Genomic DNA, 18691 nt, shown 5'->3' on the forward strand with positions numbered 1-18691 from the left:
AGCGAATTCTTGTCGTTTGATTGAACTCAATCAAACGGAACGCGCTCTAGTCAACCCCAACGCACTCCACAGTACCTTCGCTCTGTTCTTTATCCCGTTTCAGATGCGCTCTAAATGAACTGAACGCAAATGGCAGGGATATTAGATAACAAGTTACAGCGAAGCTAAGTACCTCATAGGGGTAACTAGCTAGCAATGCAGCCGCAGCTACAATTGACACAAAAACAGGTAATACAAGCTCACGGCGGATCGCCATGCCAAACTGTTTTCCAGAAAACGAGGGCAGCTGAGAAACCATTAGAAACCCAACAAACAGGCAGTAAATGGCGATTGCAGCTGAGAAGCCGCTGATATTCATACCAAGCCTATCCAGATAAATTGGCAGCAGGACCACCAGACCACCAGCAGGAGCAGGAATTCCCGAAAAAAACTTGGCAGACCAAGCAGGCCTATCGGGATCATCCATAGCTACATTGAATCTTGCCAGTCGCAATGCACCCGATATCGCATAGAGTAAAGCAGCAATCCAGCCGAGCGATCTAACGTCATCCAAGGCCCATGAATATAGAATTATCGCAGGAGCAACACCAAAATTCACAAAATCGGCAAGGGAATCCAACTCGGCCCCAAACCGCGAGGTTCCTTTGAGCAGCCGCGCTATGCGTCCATCTAGACCATCCAGAACAGCAGCAACAAGTATACCGGCGATGGCTAAATCCCAGCGTTCTTCAAGAGCCATGCGCATTGCTGTTAAACCGGAACAAAGCGCAAGTAATGTCACGACGGTTGGAGCAACAAGGCGCATAGGTACGCGTTGAAACCGCGCACCTTTTTGTTTCCTGTTCATTTTAGGGTCCAGAGGACCTGGAAGTGGAAATTGAGCAGTCAAGCACACTAACCTTTGAAATCGAGTTCATAAAACTAGGAGACACGTGCAACAATGTCGCCTTTAGAAACCGAAGACAGGTCAGCAATAATACTCTCGCCCGCAATCATCGTTTGCCCGATAGCTACCTGAGGCTGAGTGCCTGCTGGCATATAAATATCCAAGCGTGACCCGAATCGAATAAGCCCAAAACGATCTCCAGCTGAAATAGTCTCACCTTCTTTGACAAAACATACAATACGGCGTGCTACTAATCCAGCAATCTGGACAACACCAACTCTATGCTCATCATTTTCGATTATGATGCCATTGCGCTCATTGTCTTCGCTTGCTTTATCCAGTTCGGCATTGAAGAACTTACCTGCCTTATAAGCAACACGGGTAATACGCCCGGCAATTGGCGCTCTATTCACGTGGCAGTTAAACACATTCATGAATACACATACACGCATGAGCGGCTCTTCACCCATATCCAGTTCTTTTGGAGGCACTGCCGGACCCATAAGGCAAACCGTGCCATCAGCTGGAGAGACAACAAGTCCTTTTTTAACTGGTGTCACACGCGGAGGATCTCGGAAAAAGTAGCAAACCCAAATAGTAAGAGCAGCTCCAATCCAAAATAGAGGATCCCAAATCCATCCTAAAACAATAGTCAGAACCGCAGCTATTGCGATAAACGGATACCCTTCCCTATGAATTGGAACAAAGGTTTTTCTAATCGTGTCTGCCAGAGACATATACACCACCTATTAAATAATCCCGAAACAAACTGTAAACACAAGTACACCGCCAGCCCATTTGTGTAGCGGTGTACCAATCTATCAGTATTTTAGTTAGGAGTCTCTTAGCCTTCTATGGTCCGTGATTCAATCTCGCTTTCTTCTGCGGTCGGTTTTCTTGTCACAATCCCATTATCATTTTGCCGAATGGCCTCAAGACGGGCTTCAACTTCTTTCACTTCGCGCTGTCGATCCCACATGGATGCATAAAGACCGCCTTTTTCTAACAGTTCGCTGTGGGTACCTTGCTCCACCGAGCGCCCCTTCTCCAACACGAGAATTTGGTCTGCGTTAATGACAGTAGACAGCCTGTGGGCGATTACAACTGTAGTCCGGTTTTGAGAAACCACATCAAGCGCCGACTGAATTTCAGTCTCCGTATGTGTATCCAGTGCGGACGTTGCTTCATCCAGAATGAGTATGGGTGGAGCTTTCAAAATTGTGCGTGCAATAGCAATACGTTGCTTTTCACCACCCGACAATTTCAGTCCACGCTCCCCGACTTCAGCTTCATAGCCCTTTGGTAAAGCTTCTATGAAGCTATCGATCTGGGCCAATTGGGCCGCTTTCCGGACTTCCTCATCTGTTGCATCCGGGCGGCCGTAACGAATGTTGTAGGCAATCGTGTCATTAAACAGGACAGTATCTTGCGGAACCATACCGATACTATGGCGAAGAGACTTCTGAGTTACGGACTGAACATTCTGCCCATCAATCAAAATAGCTCCATTTGTCGCATCATAGAAGCGGTATAGAAGGCGGGATATAGTTGATTTTCCTGCTCCTGATGGGCCGACAATAGCAAGTGTAGAACCTGCGGGAACTTCAAAGCTGATGTTATGTAAAATGGAGCGTTCTTCATCGTAATGGAAGCAAACATTGTCAAATTTAATAGTTCCTCGCTTCACTTTGAGATCTACAGCATCGGGCAGGTCCTGAATCTCCGGTTTAACAGCAAGAACCTCAAACATTGCCTCCAGATCTGCAATTCCCTGTCGTATTTCACGGTAGATAAAGCCTATGAAATTCAAAGGGAAAGACAGCTGCATTATCAGTGCGTTGATGAGGACAAAGTCACCCAGTGTATGCGTCCCTGCCTGAATTTCCCGTGCAGACAGGACCATACAAATTGCCATTCCTATTCCAAGAATAAGTGCCTGACCAAAATTGAGCCAGGCAAGTGATGTCCATGTCTTCGTTGCAGCATCTTCGTAGCCCGCCATTGCACTGTCGAAACGGCGTTTTTCCATTTCTTCATTGCCGAAATACTTAACAGTTTCAAAGTTCAGGAGAGTATCAACGGACTTTTGATTGGCATCATTATCCGCCGAGTTCATATCACGCCGGATCTCAATACGCTTATCTGAGGCCTTAACTGTGTAATAAATGTAGGAAAAGACTGTCAAAGCCACCACAGCCACATAGATCAACCCAAACTGATACCAAATGACTCCAGCCATAATGGCGAATTCCAGAAGAGTTGGGATACCATTAAGGATGGTAAAGCGAACGATACCTTCAATTCCCTTCACCCCCCTGTCGATGACACGAGTAAGCCCGCCCGTCCGGCGAGCCAAGTGATACCGCAATGATAAGGAATGTAGGTGCTCGAATGTCAGGTTTGCCAACTCCCGCACGGCATGAAGGCCTACATTTGCAAAAATAGCATCTCTCAATTGGTTGAATGCCACAGCCAGAATGCGGGTAGCGTTATATGCTAGAACCAGCATTACCGGTGCGACCAAAGCTTCTGGTAACCAAGTGGGAACACCTGGTTTTCCTGCGAGGGCATCCGTTGCCCAAGCGAAGAAATAGGGAGAAAATACAGTAATTATTTTTGCAATGAGAAGAATAAAGGTGGCGAAGCCCACTCGTCTTTTAAGGTCTGGCCGGTCTTCTGGCCACATAAAGCGCCAGAGAGTTGAGATTGGTCCAAGCAAGCTGGCCTGATCGGCATTCAGAACCGTTTGTTCAGGTCTCATATTCATTTTCGATTTATTTATCATTGAAACCTTTAGCTCCCTTGGGAACACTTGTTAGGTTTTTGAGAAAGAGGACTTTGAGACGCCTCTAATGAGGAAAAAAAGGAACTCATGGCTTGACTATATTTTTTCAGACCTGCGCAATTCAGTTGTACGCAGGTCGTTCGCCCTTCACTTTTCAAGCTAATAAGCTCCGCTCTACTGAGAATCTGTAGGTGCTGAGATATGGTGGATTGAGAGTAAGGAAAACAGTCAACAATATCACCGCAGCAGGCTGCATTGGGCTGGTTTGCTAGAAGCTCAATTATTTTTAGGCGTACCGGATGGGACAGGGCTTTAAATTGACTGGCAAGGTCATCGGCACTCCACTGACCATCGTCAACCTCTCTCGCATTATCTATATTTTTCAAAGGCATAGGATATACTCTTTGATCCTCTCAGTATTTTTACTGGCAACATTCATTATACCAAGTAAAGAGGATGGTTAATTAATCGCTTTTTACCGATATATTAATATGGAGAGAAATTGCAAGCTTCAATTTTGCAAAAAAAAAGCACCCCAACCGTTAGAGTGCTCCTTTCACCAAACATTTTAGGGGGTTACTGCTGCCAGTTCAAATCTCCTTCCGGAAGAACAAAAACCTGACCAGGATAAATTAAATCAGGATTACGAATTTGAGCATCGTTGGCGCGGTAAATTGTTGAGTAACGCATTCCGTCACCATAAACTCTGGCAGAAATTGTCCAAAGATTATCGCCTCTTCTGATGATAACAGAGGGTATTGAGCCAACCTCAGAAACGGAGGTAACTCCAGAATTTCCCGAGGCTGTGGAGCTTTGAGCAACGACTACAGGCTCCAGAATGATCGCGCTTTTTTTAGCTTTGCTGAACGCGACTTGAGCTCGTGCTTCCACCGTACCTTCTTCATCAGACACCCTGTCTGCTCGAACTTCGACTGTACCGAGAGATACCTCTTTGTCTGCTTCCAGTAACCATTTGCCATCCTTGTTACTTTCCGCTTCTCCAACCAGGTCGTCATCCACATAGACCCGCAGCTTCGCGTTTGGCTCACTTTGCCCTGCAACATAGATTTTACCCGCTTCGCTTTCCACTGCGGCAACGCGAACATCGCCTTCATTGCCTGTCTTGGAGACTTCCCCACTTGGTAGATCCGCCGCGAGCTCCTCAGTTTCTCCAATTGAGGATGTCAGGAGGTTACTCTCCTTCACATTAACACCGGGAAGTTGTAAAACCCTAGTTGGTTCATTGGGTTCTCTGAGAACAACAAGAACTTCGCTTGATTTATCGACAGGAACGGAAACTGCGATACGCTGTTCAGATTGAACTTTTTCCTTAGTGCTTTTGCTATGAGATTCAAGCAAGATGTCGTGGTTGCCAGCTTTAAGCGGGGTGTCTAAAACAATAGCAAATTCGCCTTGCGCGTTGGCAAGGGAGCGGCCGATAACCATTCCATTGGACACCAGAGCCACAATAGCGCCGGCTTCAGAACGACCCGCAATGACAGCATCGCCCGAAGGTTCCACACGCATGACATCGAAAGTTGGGATGGTCGAAGCAGATAATACTTCATCGTCCAGTTCAATGGTCTCGTTCCGCTTTATGTCCTGTGTCGGTACATATTTGGTGCTCTCACGTTCCTCAGGCAAGCTTTCTTGTTCGTTGACTTCGACTTTTGGAGTCTTGCCAAAATTGCTGACAAGGCTGAAGAAGCTGTCATTTCCCTTGAAGTAGTATAGCGCCCCACCGGCAAGAACCACTGCTATGGCAACAGATGTCACCACCCCGCCTACCCCGACCTTGGACATGGTATTCACCTACTCCTTAAACCAATTATTTGCAGCATAGAAAAAACTTTAATTTAGTTTAACGGATACGCAGCAACTGTTCAAACGACTGTACAAGTATTCTTCGAGAATCGCTCTAGCCTGATTGCATATTATAGCAATCTTCAAACCAATTTCTAACTTTCATCAAAGCCGCGCTTGACGTTTCTCGGTGTAAGTGCAAACACTTAAACCATGGAACATTTAGAAAGCATCTGCGTATATTGCGGCTCCAGCAATGGCTTAAACCCGGCCTACGGAAAGGCTGCCCTGTCCCTTGGCAAGCAAATGGCCGAGAATAATATCAGACTGGTTTATGGGGGGGGCTCTATTGGTATCATGGGCATCATCGCCAATGCTGTGCTTGACAATGGGGGCCAAGTCACAGGCATTATTCCTGACTTTCTAAAGGAAAAAGAGGTCATGCTTGAGGGAAGCCATGAGTTGATCGTTACCCAGAACATGCATGAGCGCAAGCAGCTGATGTTTGAAAAAGCCGATGCATTTGTTGCGCTGCCCGGTGGTATCGGAACTCTGGAAGAACTGGTGGAGGTGATTACCTGGGCCCAGCTGGGCCGCCATAACAAGCCCATCCTCCTCGCGAATATCGACGGATTTTGGAATCCGCTCAAGACTCTACTCCAGCACATGCACGGGGAGAAATTTATTCATGAGGAAAATGGAATCGATTATTTAGTGGCCGAAACTACTGAAGAGGTTATCCCCCTTTTAAGTAAAAGGGCGACGCAGAATGCACAGAATTCGGAGACGCCCCTTTTTCACATCGAACGCTACTGATTTCTAACTAAGAGCCTGTAAATACAATTCTTTTTCAAGAATCGCACAGTCAAAGGCAGGAGTACGCAACTTGTGCGCACCCTACCTTTTATTGTGCGCTACTGCGTTCTTCTGCGCGAATCACTGTGCGCTTTTCGTTTTTGCAAACCCATCGAGGGTAAACACACCCAAAGACACCCAGATAATGATGAAACTAATTAATCGATCCGTCGAAAGTGCCTCCCCGAAAATCCAGTAGGCGAGTATGAACTGAAGTGAGGGAGCGATATACTGCAGGAAGCCAACGTAAATCATCGGGATACGTCTTGCGCCAAATGTAAACAGAATGAGCGGGGCAGCTGTTACAACACCTGTTCCTAGAAGAGCAAGGAACAGGCTCACCTCAGCCAGCGGTGCAACACTCGTACCCTGCCCTCCCAGATAGAACAGCCCAATCAATGCCAGCGGGCTCATGCAAATGACTTCGGCGAGCTGGCCCGGAATTGCGGCAACTTCTGTTTTCTTGCGAATAAGTGCGTATGTAGCGAAGGTGAATGCCAGAAACAGCGAGACCAGTGGCAAGGTGCCCATTGCAACAATCTGATAGGTAATGCCAATGACGGAAAGAGCCACCGCAATCATCTGGCCGCGGCTCAACCGCTCTGACAGGACAACCACGCCCAAGGCCACACTGACCAAGGGGTTTATGAAGTAACCAAAGCTGGCATCCAGCACCCGCCCGACTTCAATGGACCATATGAACACCAGCCAGTTGGAGGTGAGCACGAAAGACGCGAGAGCGATACGCCAAAGAAGTGCCTTATTTTTGAAAATATGGAGAAGCGAATACAATTGCTGGCGAAAACCCAGCAAAATACCAACTGCAACAACAGACGTGAGCACACGGTAACAAACGACAACCAGCGCAGGAGAGCTCGCAGTGAGTTTGAAATATAAAGGTGCAATGCCCCAGATAAAGTAGGCGGTGGCAGCGGACAGCAGGCCCATTTTATAGTCAGCATCCGAGATGGCATTTTCTGCAGACTGGTCGAAAGTTGCCAAAACATGAATCCTCTGAGGTTGGATGGTAGGGCAGCCTCCTGCGGAACCAACACTTGGGTAAAGTCAAGCTCAAGACATTTAACAGCACCACTATCAAAGGCTACGCCATTGCACAGAGGATCAAATGCTATTCTTGAGAATGATATAGCGAACAGAATCCACCAAAGCCTGAAAAGAGGCATCGACTATGTTGCTTGAAACTCCGACAGTGAACCAGCGCTTTCCAGTTTCCCTGTCCAAGCTTTCAATCAGCACGCGGGTAATCGCATCGGTGCCGCCATTCAATATGCGCACCTTATAGTCGATCAATTCCAAGCGGTCTATGTGGCTTTGATACTTTCCAAGGTCTTTACGAAGAGCTACATCCAGCGCGTTAACAGGGCCATTCCCTTCCGCCACGGACATGAGTACCTCACCGTCCACCTCTATTTTCACGACAGCTTCGGAAACAGTGATTTTGTCTCCAACTGCGTTATAGCGGCGCTCCACGCCAGTGCGGAACGAGATCACATCAAAGTAATCTGGTACAGTGAACAGCCTGCGGCGGGCAAGCAGCTCGAATGAGGCATCTGCGGCCTCATAGGAAAAACCTTTGGCCTCAAGTTCTTTCACTTCGGCAAGAAGGCTGTCCAGACGTGGGTCACTTTTGTCGGCCTCAACCCCAAGGCGCTTGAGCTCACTTAAAAGGTTGGATTTTCCAGCTTGGTCAGACACCAGAACCCGGCGCTGGTTTCCAACAGTCTCGGGGGGAACATGCTCATAGGTCTCCGGCTCCTTTAACAGGGCGGAGGCGTGAATACCGGCTTTTGTGGCAAAAGCATTTTGCCCCACATAAGGTGAATGCACGTTAGAAGACCGGTTTAATATTTCATCAAAACCCCTTGATATTGCAGTTAAATCTTTAAAAACAGCCTGAGGCATTCCCAGTTCTAAACTGTCCTTAAAAGGGGCTTTCAGGAAAAGGGTTGGAATTAAGGTGACGAGGTTTGCATTGCCGCAGCGCTCCCCAATTCCATTCAAGGTCCCTTGAATCTGACGTACACCAGCGCTCACCGCCGCCAGAGTGTTCGCAACCGCATGGCCTGTGTCATCATGGGCGTGAATACCAAGGTTCGTATGGGGAACAACTTCTCTTAGGGCTGTGACGATCTCGGTAATTTCGTGGGGAAGTGTTCCACCATTGGTATCGCAAAGGACCACCCACCGCGCTCCAGCCTCATAGGCGCTGCGTGCGCACTCCAATGCGTAGGAAGGATTGGCCTTGAACCCGTCAAAGAAGTGCTCACAGTCCACCATGGCCTCTTTGCCTGCTGCGCGGGCAGCTTCAACGCTTTCGCGAATGCCTTCCAGATTTTCCTCATTGGTGCAGCCCAGCGCCACCCGCACATGATAGTCCCAAGACTTTGCCACATAGCAGATGGCATCCGCCTTGGACTGGAGCAGCAACTGGATGCCTGGATCATTGGCAACAGAGCGCCCTGCCCGTTTTGTCATACCGAATGCGGTGAACGTCGCAGCTTTCGTCCGCTTTTGGCTGAAGAACTCCGTGTCGGTAGGGTTCGCCCCGGGATACCCGCCCTCGACATAATCAACGCCAAGGCGCTCCAAGAGACCGGTAATGGCAATCTTTTCATCCACCGAGAAATCAATGCCGGAGGTCTGGGCTCCGTCTCGCAAAGTGGTATCAAAGATATAAAGCCGTTCTTTTGTCATCGGTCTCTTTTCCAGAAAGGGGACGCAAAGGCGTTTCCAAACTCATTCCAATAGGGCAACACGTTTTCATTACCAACGGCACTACCCTGTCAATGAGCGGGCAAAATCTGGGTTTGCCCGCTACAATTTTGCAAGTTTACTTCAGCGTCCACGAAGTAACAATTTCGCCAGTCTCAACACTCTTACTATCTTTCAGCAATATTCCCTCTTGGGCAAGCTCGTCGCGGATCCGGTCGGATGTGGCGAAGTCCTTGTTTTTACGAGCTTCCAGACGCTCCTGTATCTTTGCCTCTACACGTTGTTTCAGCTCAGGGTCCACATCACCTTTTTCCGCAGCCTGCTCTTGTTGCGCCGTCCAGCTTTCTGGGTCGAAGCCGAGGAATGCGAGGGAGTCAGCAAGCTGCTGCAGTGCAGGTACATCCCCGCCTCTGGCAGCCTTTGCAAGTTGATGAAGAGCCGCGATAGCGCGCGGGGTGTTGATGTCGTCCAGAAGGCCTGCAAGAACGGCCTCTGACGGTACAGGCTCAGCTGAAGGCTTCACATTGTTTTTGCGGAACCACTCACCCCAGCGTTTGAACAGTTTCTCGCCTTCCAGCAGGCTCTTTTCGGTGAAATCGATTGGTTGGCGGTACTGGGTTTGCAGCAGGGCATAGCGCAGCACATCGCCTGACCACTTGCGACCACCAAAGCGGTCCGTGTCCAGAAGCTCATGAACGGTGTAGAAGTTGCCAAGGGATTTGGACATCTTCTCGCCTTCCACCTGCAAGAAGCCGTTATGGAGCCAGTATTTAGCCATATGACTGGTGCCATGAGCACAGCGGGACTGGGCAATCTCATTCTCATGATGCGGGAATGTGAGGTCGATCCCGCCGCCATGAATATCGAAGGTCTCCCCCAGATGCTTTGCGGACATAGCAGAACATTCGATATGCCAACCCGGACGGCCTTGGGTTTCAATAGCGCATGGGCTATCCCAGCCCGGCTCGCCGTTACGAGAGGGCTTCCACAAAACGAAGTCGGTCGGGTCTTTCTTATAGGTGGCCACTTCCACACGGGCACCGGCGATCATCTCGTCCAGCGAGCGGCCGGAGAGCTCTCCATATTCCTTCATGGACGGCACATTGAACAGAACATGTTCATCGGACACATAGGCAAACCCCTTTGCCACCAGCTTCTCGATGATTTCCTTCATCTCTTCAATGTGGTCTGTGGCGCGCGGTTCGATATCCGGCCCCTTGGTGCCCAGCGCCCGCATATCCTTGCGGTACTGCTCCGCTGTCTTTTCGGTCAGCTCACGAATAGTAATGCCTTCTTGTGCAGCACGTTCGTTGATCTTGTCTTCCACGTCCGTAATATTGCGCACGAAGGTGACGTGATTTTTGCCATAAAGATGGCGCAGAAGGCGGGCCAGAAGATCGAAAATAACTTCGGGACGGGCATTTCCTATATGGGCATAATCATAAACGGTGGGTCCACACACATACATACGCACATTGGTTTCATCCATCGGAACGAACTGTTCCTTGGTGCGGGTTAAGGTGTTGGTGAGCATCAGGCCCTTGTCAGCGCTCATAAGTCGTGTTCTCCTTGCCTGCTGGCAGGGCGTCCATCCTACTTATGATTAATCAAGGCAGAAGGAAACGGCCACAGCCAGCGGGGTCGCTAGCTGCAAATACAAATGGTGATGGATGAAGATATGTGCATCGCCGTTTTCATAGTCTTGCTTTTCGCTCAATTGTGAATAGAGGTCAAGTACGAGTATTAATCCTCAACCAAGTTTCATTGAATATACGGGCGGCGACTATTACCTACCCCCTGTTAGTGCTCGGGGTAGACGGGGAGATCTAGAGACGTGTTGCGTAAGTTTATTAGGAAAAGCGCGGTGTTTCCGGCGCTGGCGGTGACTATTGCGCCAGTTTTTGCGCAGGAAATCGAGACCATTATTCCAGTGGACCCACTTGGGTTTTCCGAGCAAGAAACCTCTCATAGCAACAACATAAATGCGCCAGTTGATTCGCAGGAGCTTGACGCCCAGTCTATCAGCGGTGAAGGGTACGTGCCCCCTTCACCCGATAGCAAGACAGAAGAGGAAGCCTCGCTGGAGGGCAGTGCTACTCCCTCTCAAGAGCAATCCACACTTTCCACCCAAAGCAGCGAGGGCGAAGGCTATGCACTTGTAGTGCAAACCCCAAAGCTCACCCCCATTCAAGAAGTTTTGAAGCGTAAGCTTACCGCCTTAACCAACGGCGTCCCGCAGCAGCTGCTTCCCCTGTCCAAAGCCTTCTTGAAAGAAACTGCTGCTTTCTACCAAGACCACGGATATACAGCAGTTTGGCTGCAAGACGGAAGTTTGACGCAAAATGCGCAGGAACTCAGGGAAGCTTTGCGCTCAGCGGGCACTCACGGCCTATCTCCCGCCGATTATGCTGTCAGCTATATTGATGATCTGGAAGGCGCGCTTAACCAAGCGGGCGCATTGGAGCAAGCCGGAGAACTGGAGCTGCTTCTAACCAAAGCTTACCTTCGCTTTGCCAAACACCTGACCAGCGGGCGCGTGAACCCGCGCAAGGTGGACAGAGAAAACGATCTTTCACCCGCTTACCGATCACCCGAGCAGCTGCTTGCCCCCCTTGCCAGTGATGCATCCATGGACCAGATACTTGCGGACCTTGCCCCGCAGGATCCGGCATATAAGGGACTACAGCGACAACTGGCCTTGCATTTATCCCGTCAGCCTGAAGAGCAAATCCAGATTCCCTCTGGAAAATCCTTAAAGCCGGGCATGACAAGCAGCCGTGTGGAGCTGGTTCGAAAGCGGTTGGGGCAAGAGAAGTACTATGTTTATGACGGGCTGGAGCAAACCGTTTATACCGGCGACATTATTGAAGCTGTGAAAGAATTCCAGCGGCGCAACGGCCTTGCTGACGACGGCGTTGTGGGCAAGGCAACCCTTGCCGCTCTCAACACAGGGCCGCAGCAACACGTTGAACTCATCCGCAACAACCTTGAGCGCCTTCGCTGGTACAACAAGCCATTGGGCCGCAAATATGTGGATGTGAACATTGCCGCGCAAACAGCCTCCATTGTTCAAGACGGCCTCACTATTTACCAGACCCGTGCGGTGGTGGGTAAGCCTAAGTTCTCAACCCCGATCTTCTCCGATCAGATCTCCTATGCGGAAGTAAACCCTTACTGGAATGTGCCCCGCTCCATTGCGGTAAATGAGCATTTGCCAACACTGCAACAAGACCCATTAAGCCTTGCCAGAAAGGGCATTCGGGTCTTTCGCGGTAAAAAAGAGATTGACCCGCGCTCGGTTGCATGGAACCAGCTGCAGCCTAAAAAGTTTAATTACTTCTTCCGTCAAGATCCGGGCCGGGGAAATGCCCTTGGAAAAGTAAAGTATATGTTTCCCAACAAGCACAGCATATACCTGCATGATACGCCTTCAAAGAGCTTGTTTAACAGGGATGTTCGTGCATTCAGCCACGGGTGTATCCGCTTGAAGGACCCCTTCACCTTTGGAGAAGTGCTGTTTACCGGAGAGCCGGCGGCACAAACCCGCCTTTACAGCACTTGGAGACAGCAGAAGAACAAAGTCATTCGCCTTCAAAACAAGATCCCTGTTTACCTGCGTTATATCACCGCTTGGGAAGACGACAACGGCCAACTTCAGGTGCGCAAAGACATTTACGGCAAAGATAAAAAACTCAACAAGGCTCTGGAAAGAGCCTATAAAACAACCTCCTAGAGGAGACCGCTCTACTTTTTGGAGCTATGAATGGGAGATGAACGCGTTTATCAGGAAATTTTCAACTAATTTTGCTTAGTATGCTTCATAGGTTGTTAGAGTTAAGGGCTTCTATTTCATGTATGCGCTCACGCTCTCTTCTGTGGTAAAGTAGCGTACCTTATCTGTGCACCAGCTGTGGCAGTTCGGTGGCCGGATAGGCAAAAAAGTTGGGGTTACAATGGCGCGTTTAGCTTTTTGCATTGTTTTAATGGGCACCGCGATTTCCAGTCCACTTTTCCTTCTGGCCGCTTACCGGCTTACTGCGGGCCTTTAAAGTGGTTCCTCGTTCTACGGGCGTGTTCCGTTTGATTGGCTTCAATCAAACGGCAGGAACTCGTTGAATATAATAACGTTGGAGCGCGGCGTGCCAAACTTATGGTTTGCCCATGCCTTCAGCGAATATGAAGCAGCACCCCAAAGTGTTACTCACCTACTTTATCACCTTTGACCAAGTTCAGCTTTTCCCGCCGAATGAACCTGTGAACTAATAATGCTGCGGCCAGAGCGAAGCCTGATCCCAATCCTATCCATATACCTACAGGCCCCATGCCCAACCAAAACCCAAGAATGTACGCAAGCGGGATACTCACTCCAATATAACACAGCAAACTCAAAAGCATGGGCATACGTGTATCCGACAGCCCTCGAAGCGCACTGGCAGCCGCCAGTTGAAGGTATTCAGGTAATAGTATCAGGGCACCAATCAACAGCAGGCTTGAGGTGAGAGATATTATCTGGCTGTAATGCGGGTTTTGGGTGGAAATGAAAAAGCTTGCCATTGGTTTTGAATAGACAATAAGAATTGGCGACAGGAGTAGGGCAATTACAATTGAAACCCCTAATAATGTCCACCCGGAATAGGCGATTGCTTCCCTGTCTCCGCGACCAAACGCTTGAGCAACCCGCACAACACCAGCACTTGTAATACCAGATGGGAAGATATAAAGCACACCCAGTATTTGCATCGCTATTCCGTGAGAGGCGACTGCGACTATACCAATCCACCCCATATAAATTGCAGCTGTATAAAGTATGACCGCCTCCCCTAAATAAAGAAGAGAGATTGGAAAGGCGAACTTGAAAACTTGGATAATTCTAGTCAAGTCCGGTCTCCAGAAGCGCGAATAAACCGCACACCTACGCGCTTTCTTATCCCAAAAACTATAGAATATTAACAAAAAGCACATGCTGGCATCAGCACAAACAGAGGCAATCGCTGCACCTATTAATCCAAGAGCTGGAAAGCCAAACCAACCGAAGATCAGGAGAAAGTTCAAAGTTACTTTCATCAGTGCCGCAACAGCACCAAACCAGAAAATCATAGCAGCTCTATCGATCGAGCATAGAAAGGCAATTATTATGATTGCAATTAAGCTGAAATAGATCGACCACTGATAAATGAGTAGATATTGCTCTGCGAGCCGAGAGGCCGAGTTATTTTGGCCCAAAAAGATAAGAATATCGGCGCTCATCCCCATAACTGGAATTGCACACACAGAAATTATCAAGCAACACCACACACCCATACGGGCAGTATGCCCAACCTCTTCAAATTCCCCTCTGCCTTCCGCCTCAGAAGTAAGTGCTGATACGGCACCGTAAACTCCGAACCCCCATATATAAATGAGCATGACTATACCGGTTGCCAATACAAGTGATGCCAGATCATGTGTTCCTAACCTGCCAACCATAAGAGTATTCGCAAGACTGCTAATAAGGCCGGAAAGTTCGGTACTAACCAATGGAAAACCGAGCCATAAAAGACCGGTACTTTCCTTTATCCAAGGTTTTAAACTGTTAGATTTGCCATGTATCGGCACTGCGCATCCTTATTTGTGCAACCGAAACCAAAATTTTGTGCTGCCTTGCCCAGTAGTTGTAGATTTTTGACATATTCAGCCAGTGACAGGAAACTCAGACTTGGCAACTCCGGTTTGCCAACTATATACATCATAGCATTGAACAAGATCCTATACTACAAAGCCTAAGGGGTTTGAACTTCATGAACAGTGTCAATAAGGAAACCTTTTCGTTTCAGACAGAAGTAGGACGCCTGCTGGATATCGTCGCCAGCTCCCTATATTCCAATCGCGAGATATTTCTTCGCGAGCTCGTCTCCAATGCTTCCGATGCCTGCGACAAGCTGCGCTATGACGCGCTGATCAAGCCTGAGCTGACCGAGGGCAATGCGGAGTTCCAAGTGGACATTACGGTAGACAAGGACAACAAGTTCCTGTCTATTTCCGATAACGGCATTGGTATGAACCATGCCGATCTTCTGGACACCCTTGGCACCATCGCAAAATCCGGCACGCAGGCATTTCTTGAGCATTTGGAAGACGGCAAGAAGGGCGATGTTGGGTTGATTGGCCAGTTCGGCGTTGGCTTTTATTCCGCCTTTATGGTTTCTGATCATGTGGACGTGATTACCCGCAGGGCTGGTGAAGACAAAGCGTGGCTTTGGTCTTCCGACGGCAAGGGCGAGTTTACGATTGAAGAGACGGAGCGGGAAAGTTGCGGTACAACCGTTAAACTGCACCTGAAGGAAGACGCAGAAGAGTTTCTTGAAGACAGCCGTATTCGCCATATCATCAAGACTTACTCCGATCACATCAACTTCCCTGTGAAGCTGGGCGAAGATGCGCTGAACGCTGCCTCTGCCCTGTGGACGCGTCCTACCAAGGATGTGGACGAAGAACAGCACAAAGAGTTCTACCACCACATTGCCCATGCCTATGACGACCCGTGGCTGACCATCCATAACCACGTGGAAGGCTTGGTGAATTATACAAACCTGCTCTATGTGCCCACCATGAAGCCCATGGACCTGAATGAGCCGGAGCGCAAGGGTCATGTGAAGCTTTATGTGAATCGCGTCTTTATTACAGAAGATGCCAAGGGGCTATTGCCTACTTTCCTGCGCTTCCTGCGCGGCGTCGTGGATTCTGAGGATCTGTCCCTCAACGTTTCGCGTGAAATGCTGCAGCATGATCCAAAGCTTGCAAAAATCCGCTCCGGTCTAACGAAGAAAGTCTTGAACGAGCTGAAGAAAAAGGCCAAGAAGGACGAGGAAAACTATGCTTCGTTCTGGAGCAATTTTGGCGCTGTGCTCAAAGAAGGTATGATAGAGGATGCGGGTCTGCGCGAGCGCATTCTGGAAATCTGCCGTTTCTCTTCCACCCATGGTGACAGGCTCACCAGCCTAGCCGACTACGTCTCCCGTATGAAAGAGGGACAGGACGCAATCTACTACATCACCGGTGAGAAAGCTGACATGCTGGCCGGCTCTCCACACCTGGAAGGGTTCAAGGCAAAGGGGATCGAGGTTCTTCTTCTTACCGACCACGTGGACGACTTCTGGCTGCAACATGTCATGGAGTATGAAGGCAAGAGCTTGAAATCTGTAACCCGTGGCTCCGCAGACCTTGATGAGATCAAGTCCGAGGACGACACGGAAGAGAAAAAAGACAAGCCCGAATCTCCAGTGCTTGACGAGCTGATTGCCGCCATCAAGCTGGAGCTGGGCGAGACAGTGAAAGACGTTCGCGCATCCAAGCGCCTGACAGACAGCCCCGTCTGCCTTGTTGCCGATGAGGGCGGCATGGATCTGCACATGGAGCGTATCTTAAAGATGCAGGGCCATTTGCACATGGCGAGGCCGCGTGTTCTGGAGCTGAACCCTGACCACGCCATTGTTAAGAAACTGGCGGACCGTGTGAAAGGCTCCAACGACGACAATCTGGTTAAGGACGCAGCGCACCTGCTGCTGGACCAAGCCCGCATTGCCGATGGAGAAGCCCCTGCTGACCCGCTGGAATTTGGCAGACGCCTTTCCTCAGTGCTTGAAAGCGCACTTTAAAACACTCAGAGGGCCCGACTTGGGCCCTCACTCTTTACTTTGGAACGGTATTGCCAACTTAATTTTGATAGGTTGCACAAAGAGCAGTAAGAAAAAACTGTGTCCAACTGAGCGACTTTAATCTCCGCACTGTTTTCCTACTTTGCTTGTCGTGCAGAGCTTTAAGCTGCTGTGTATCCGTTCAGGCCTTTTGCGAAGACGGTGGTCGATCCTACTCTAAAACGGCCCTTTACGACCCAGCACATCCCGATCCGACCCCCACCACGGCCCACCCGACTCAGTAGGGTGGGCCGGGCTCCATAATTACTGAAGGCACAGAAAAAGCATAAGACAAGTACATCGCGTTCATTCGCATTCACGCTGTGCACTCTAACTTATTTATTTTGAACGTGGGTCACAAATCAGTCAAAGTGGAAACTCTTTGCACTTTGGACTGCATGGAACTCCTTTGTTATGGAATGCAAACCACACCTAAGTTTTTTGAAAGGCCGTCCAGCCGTGATATTGCACTGCTAATAGGGTAACTCTGTAGACCAGTTCGGCTATAATAATACCTGCAAAATCAAAACCCAATAGGATTCCAAGTGTGAATCCTACTGGAAGAAAAATTAAATACTGGCAGCAAAAAGATACAAGCCAAACGCGCTCGAATCTTTGGACACCCATAAGGGAAAAATTGATCAGGTTCCCTGCAACAGTAATTGGAAGTATCAGGCAGGCTGCCGAAAACAAGAGAATAAGACCCGTATTTACGGCTCTATCACTAAGAAACCAGCCCACGATAATGTCGGACAAACCCGCCATTACTACTGCATAGATAGTAACAGGTATAATTGCAGCCTTGGTGACTTTGCGCCCGATTGCCCCCGCATTGTTTAATTGACCGTCCCCGATTGCCCGCCCTATGTGTGATATGGCCACAGATCCTAAACTGCTGGAAATGAACACCTGCAGTAATGTAATTTGATTTATAATTTGATAGATCGCGGTCTCTGCAGCCCCGATATGGCCAACAATGGCAAATCCCAGTGTTAAGGTGAGTGCATATAAATTTTGATTGGAGCCGGAAATTGCGGTCTTCTTTATAATGCGCCGGACATTGCCTTTGGTTATGCTTCCTATACGCAATGACCTCTTGCATATCATGTAGACCACGACACTAAAATACAAGACTGAACCGCTTAAATATGCCAGAAGCGTCGCCAACCCGATACCAAAAACTCCAAGGCGCGGTGCCCCCAAGTAACCAAAGGCAAGTATTACACTCAAAACAACATTGGCCGCCTGAGTAAAGAGTGACAGTCTGCTTGCCAGCCATGGCATACCTAACGCAATTAAGAATCCTTTACTGGCGCTGTTAAAATAATAAAATGGCAGAGCAATAATCAAAGGCTCCATATACCTTCTTGCAATTTGAATAACTGCACTGTCGTTTGTCAAAGTACGCATGTACCTTTCAGGTTCCGCAAGGTCCACCACCATAAAAATTGAAGCAAGCGTTCCGCCTAGCAAAAGACAGATGCAATAGGGGGCGAGCAAGTGTCTTTGCCTGCCTTTTCCAATCAGCTCGGCAGTAAATGACTGAACCGACAACGAAAAACCTGTTGCAAATGAAGAGAGGAAAAAAAACGCTATAGAGCATAACCCAACAGCCGCAACAGCATCCGTTCCCCAAAAACCTGCTAGAAAAGTATCAGTCCAACTGCTGAAAAGTGCCGCACTAGAGGCAATAAATACCGGAAAGGCCTGCCTATAAATAACTGCGTAGGAAGGAATGTGCATATACAATCCATATGGGCGTGAAACCTGTTCAAAACGGTCTCAGTTATGTGGTTAAGATTGCTAGTAAAGCGCGGCAGTAATGCTCATGCACGCTTCAGATGCAGATCTATCAATAATCTAGCATCAAATATTTGATAAGTTCCAATACCTCACATTATTAATCCCGATGGTTTTCAGTCCCAATAGCTTATGCACCCACCTCTACTAAGACCA

At 48.8% G+C, this 18691-nt stretch carries 13 protein-coding genes; 3 read left to right on the forward strand and 10 right to left on the reverse strand.

Features of this window, described 5'->3' with window-relative positions; translation table 11 throughout:
• Positions 1 to 46: 46 nt before the first annotated feature.
• The 5 genes from pssA to P6574_RS10355 form a co-directional block, all read right to left on the reverse strand.
• On the reverse strand, positions 47 to 847 hold the full coding sequence (gene pssA / locus P6574_RS10335) for a CDP-diacylglycerol--serine O-phosphatidyltransferase (RefSeq protein ID WP_310620200.1): 801 nt from the start codon (positions 845 to 847) through the stop codon (positions 47 to 49).
• A gap of 74 nt (positions 848 to 921) precedes the next feature.
• Positions 922 to 1623 (reverse strand): phosphatidylserine decarboxylase, encoded by a 702-nt coding sequence (locus P6574_RS10340; protein ID WP_310620201.1) that lies wholly within the window; start codon positions 1621 to 1623, stop codon positions 922 to 924.
• 107 nt (positions 1624 to 1730) lie between these two features.
• Positions 1731 to 3647, reverse strand: coding sequence for an ABCB family ABC transporter ATP-binding protein/permease (locus P6574_RS10345; RefSeq protein WP_310620202.1), 1917 nt, complete (start codon positions 3645 to 3647; stop codon positions 1731 to 1733).
• 32 nt (positions 3648 to 3679) lie between these two features.
• Positions 3680 to 4063 carry an ArsR/SmtB family transcription factor gene (locus P6574_RS10350; protein WP_310620203.1) on the reverse strand — a complete coding sequence of 128 codons (384 nt, stop codon included), beginning with the start codon at positions 4061 to 4063 and terminating at the stop codon, positions 3680 to 3682.
• A 184-nt stretch (positions 4064 to 4247) separates the two neighbouring features.
• Entirely contained in the window at positions 4248 to 5474 is a 1227-nt protein-coding gene (locus P6574_RS10355; RefSeq protein ID WP_310620204.1) for an Ig-like domain-containing protein, read from the reverse strand.
• Between the two features lie 213 nt (positions 5475 to 5687).
• Here P6574_RS10355 and P6574_RS10360 point away from each other — a divergent pair, with 213 nt between their 5' ends.
• Positions 5688 to 6290, forward strand: coding sequence for an LOG family protein (locus P6574_RS10360; RefSeq protein ID WP_310620205.1), 603 nt, complete (start codon positions 5688 to 5690; stop codon positions 6288 to 6290).
• A gap of 120 nt (positions 6291 to 6410) precedes the next feature.
• Here the strand turns inward: P6574_RS10360 and rarD are convergent, their stop codons facing one another.
• The 3 genes from rarD to cysS form a co-directional block, all read right to left on the reverse strand.
• Positions 6411 to 7331, reverse strand: coding sequence for an EamA family transporter RarD (gene rarD, locus P6574_RS10365; protein WP_310620206.1), 921 nt, complete (start codon positions 7329 to 7331; stop codon positions 6411 to 6413).
• A gap of 120 nt (positions 7332 to 7451) precedes the next feature.
• Positions 7452 to 9044 (reverse strand): citramalate synthase, encoded by a 1593-nt coding sequence (gene cimA / locus P6574_RS10370; protein ID WP_310620207.1) that lies wholly within the window; start codon positions 9042 to 9044, stop codon positions 7452 to 7454.
• 136 nt (positions 9045 to 9180) lie between these two features.
• Positions 9181 to 10617 (reverse strand): cysteine--tRNA ligase, encoded by a 1437-nt coding sequence (cysS, locus tag P6574_RS10375; RefSeq protein ID WP_310620208.1) that lies wholly within the window; start codon positions 10615 to 10617, stop codon positions 9181 to 9183.
• Between the two features lie 282 nt (positions 10618 to 10899).
• On the opposite strand from cysS, the gene P6574_RS10380 reads away from it, so the two are divergent.
• Entirely contained in the window at positions 10900 to 12795 is a 1896-nt protein-coding gene (locus P6574_RS10380; RefSeq protein ID WP_310620209.1) for a L,D-transpeptidase family protein, read from the forward strand.
• 464 nt (positions 12796 to 13259) lie between these two features.
• On the opposite strand, the gene P6574_RS10385 is transcribed toward P6574_RS10380, so the two are convergent.
• Positions 13260 to 14579, reverse strand: a complete 1320-nt coding sequence (locus tag P6574_RS10385) for an MATE family efflux transporter (RefSeq protein WP_310620210.1) — start codon at positions 14577 to 14579, stop codon at positions 13260 to 13262.
• A gap of 260 nt (positions 14580 to 14839) precedes the next feature.
• Here P6574_RS10385 and htpG point away from each other — a divergent pair, with 260 nt between their 5' ends.
• Complete coding sequence (gene htpG, locus P6574_RS10390; RefSeq protein WP_310620211.1) at positions 14840 to 16696, forward strand: molecular chaperone HtpG; 1857 nt, start codon at positions 14840 to 14842, stop codon at positions 16694 to 16696.
• A gap of 471 nt (positions 16697 to 17167) precedes the next feature.
• On the opposite strand, the gene P6574_RS10395 is transcribed toward htpG, so the two are convergent.
• Complete coding sequence (locus P6574_RS10395) at positions 17168 to 18478, reverse strand: MATE family efflux transporter (RefSeq protein ID WP_310620212.1); 1311 nt, start codon at positions 18476 to 18478, stop codon at positions 17168 to 17170.
• Positions 18479 to 18691 lie beyond the last annotated feature (213 nt).

The sequence above is a fragment of the Pseudovibrio sp. M1P-2-3 genome, assembly GCF_031501865.1.
Taxonomy (GTDB): Bacteria; Pseudomonadota; Alphaproteobacteria; order Rhizobiales; family Stappiaceae; genus Pseudovibrio; species Pseudovibrio corallicola.

Bases quoted from the DNA above. Each gene is read 5' to 3' on its own strand.
- pssA (WP_310620200.1), bottom strand. From the start codon at position 847: ATGAACAGGAAACAAAAAGGTGCGCGGTTTCAACGCGTACCTATGCGC.
- P6574_RS10340 (WP_310620201.1), bottom strand. From the start codon at position 1,623: ATGTCTCTGGCAGACACGATTAGAAAAACCTTTGTTCCAATTCATAGG.
- P6574_RS10345 (WP_310620202.1), bottom strand. From the start codon at position 3,647: ATGAGACCTGAACAAACGGTTCTGAATGCCGATCAGGCCAGCTTGCTT.
- P6574_RS10350 (WP_310620203.1), bottom strand. From the start codon at position 4,063: ATGCCTTTGAAAAATATAGATAATGCGAGAGAGGTTGACGATGGTCAG.
- P6574_RS10355 (WP_310620204.1), bottom strand. From the start codon at position 5,474: ATGTCCAAGGTCGGGGTAGGCGGGGTGGTGACATCTGTTGCCATAGCA.
- P6574_RS10360 (WP_310620205.1), top strand. From the start codon at position 5,688: ATGGAACATTTAGAAAGCATCTGCGTATATTGCGGCTCCAGCAATGGC.
- cimA (WP_310620207.1), bottom strand. From the start codon at position 9,044: ATGACAAAAGAACGGCTTTATATCTTTGATACCACTTTGCGAGACGGA.
- cysS (WP_310620208.1), bottom strand. From the start codon at position 10,617: ATGAGCGCTGACAAGGGCCTGATGCTCACCAACACCTTAACCCGCACC.
- htpG (WP_310620211.1), top strand. From the start codon at position 14,840: ATGAACAGTGTCAATAAGGAAACCTTTTCGTTTCAGACAGAAGTAGGA.
- P6574_RS10395 (WP_310620212.1), bottom strand. From the start codon at position 18,478: ATGCACATTCCTTCCTACGCAGTTATTTATAGGCAGGCCTTTCCGGTA.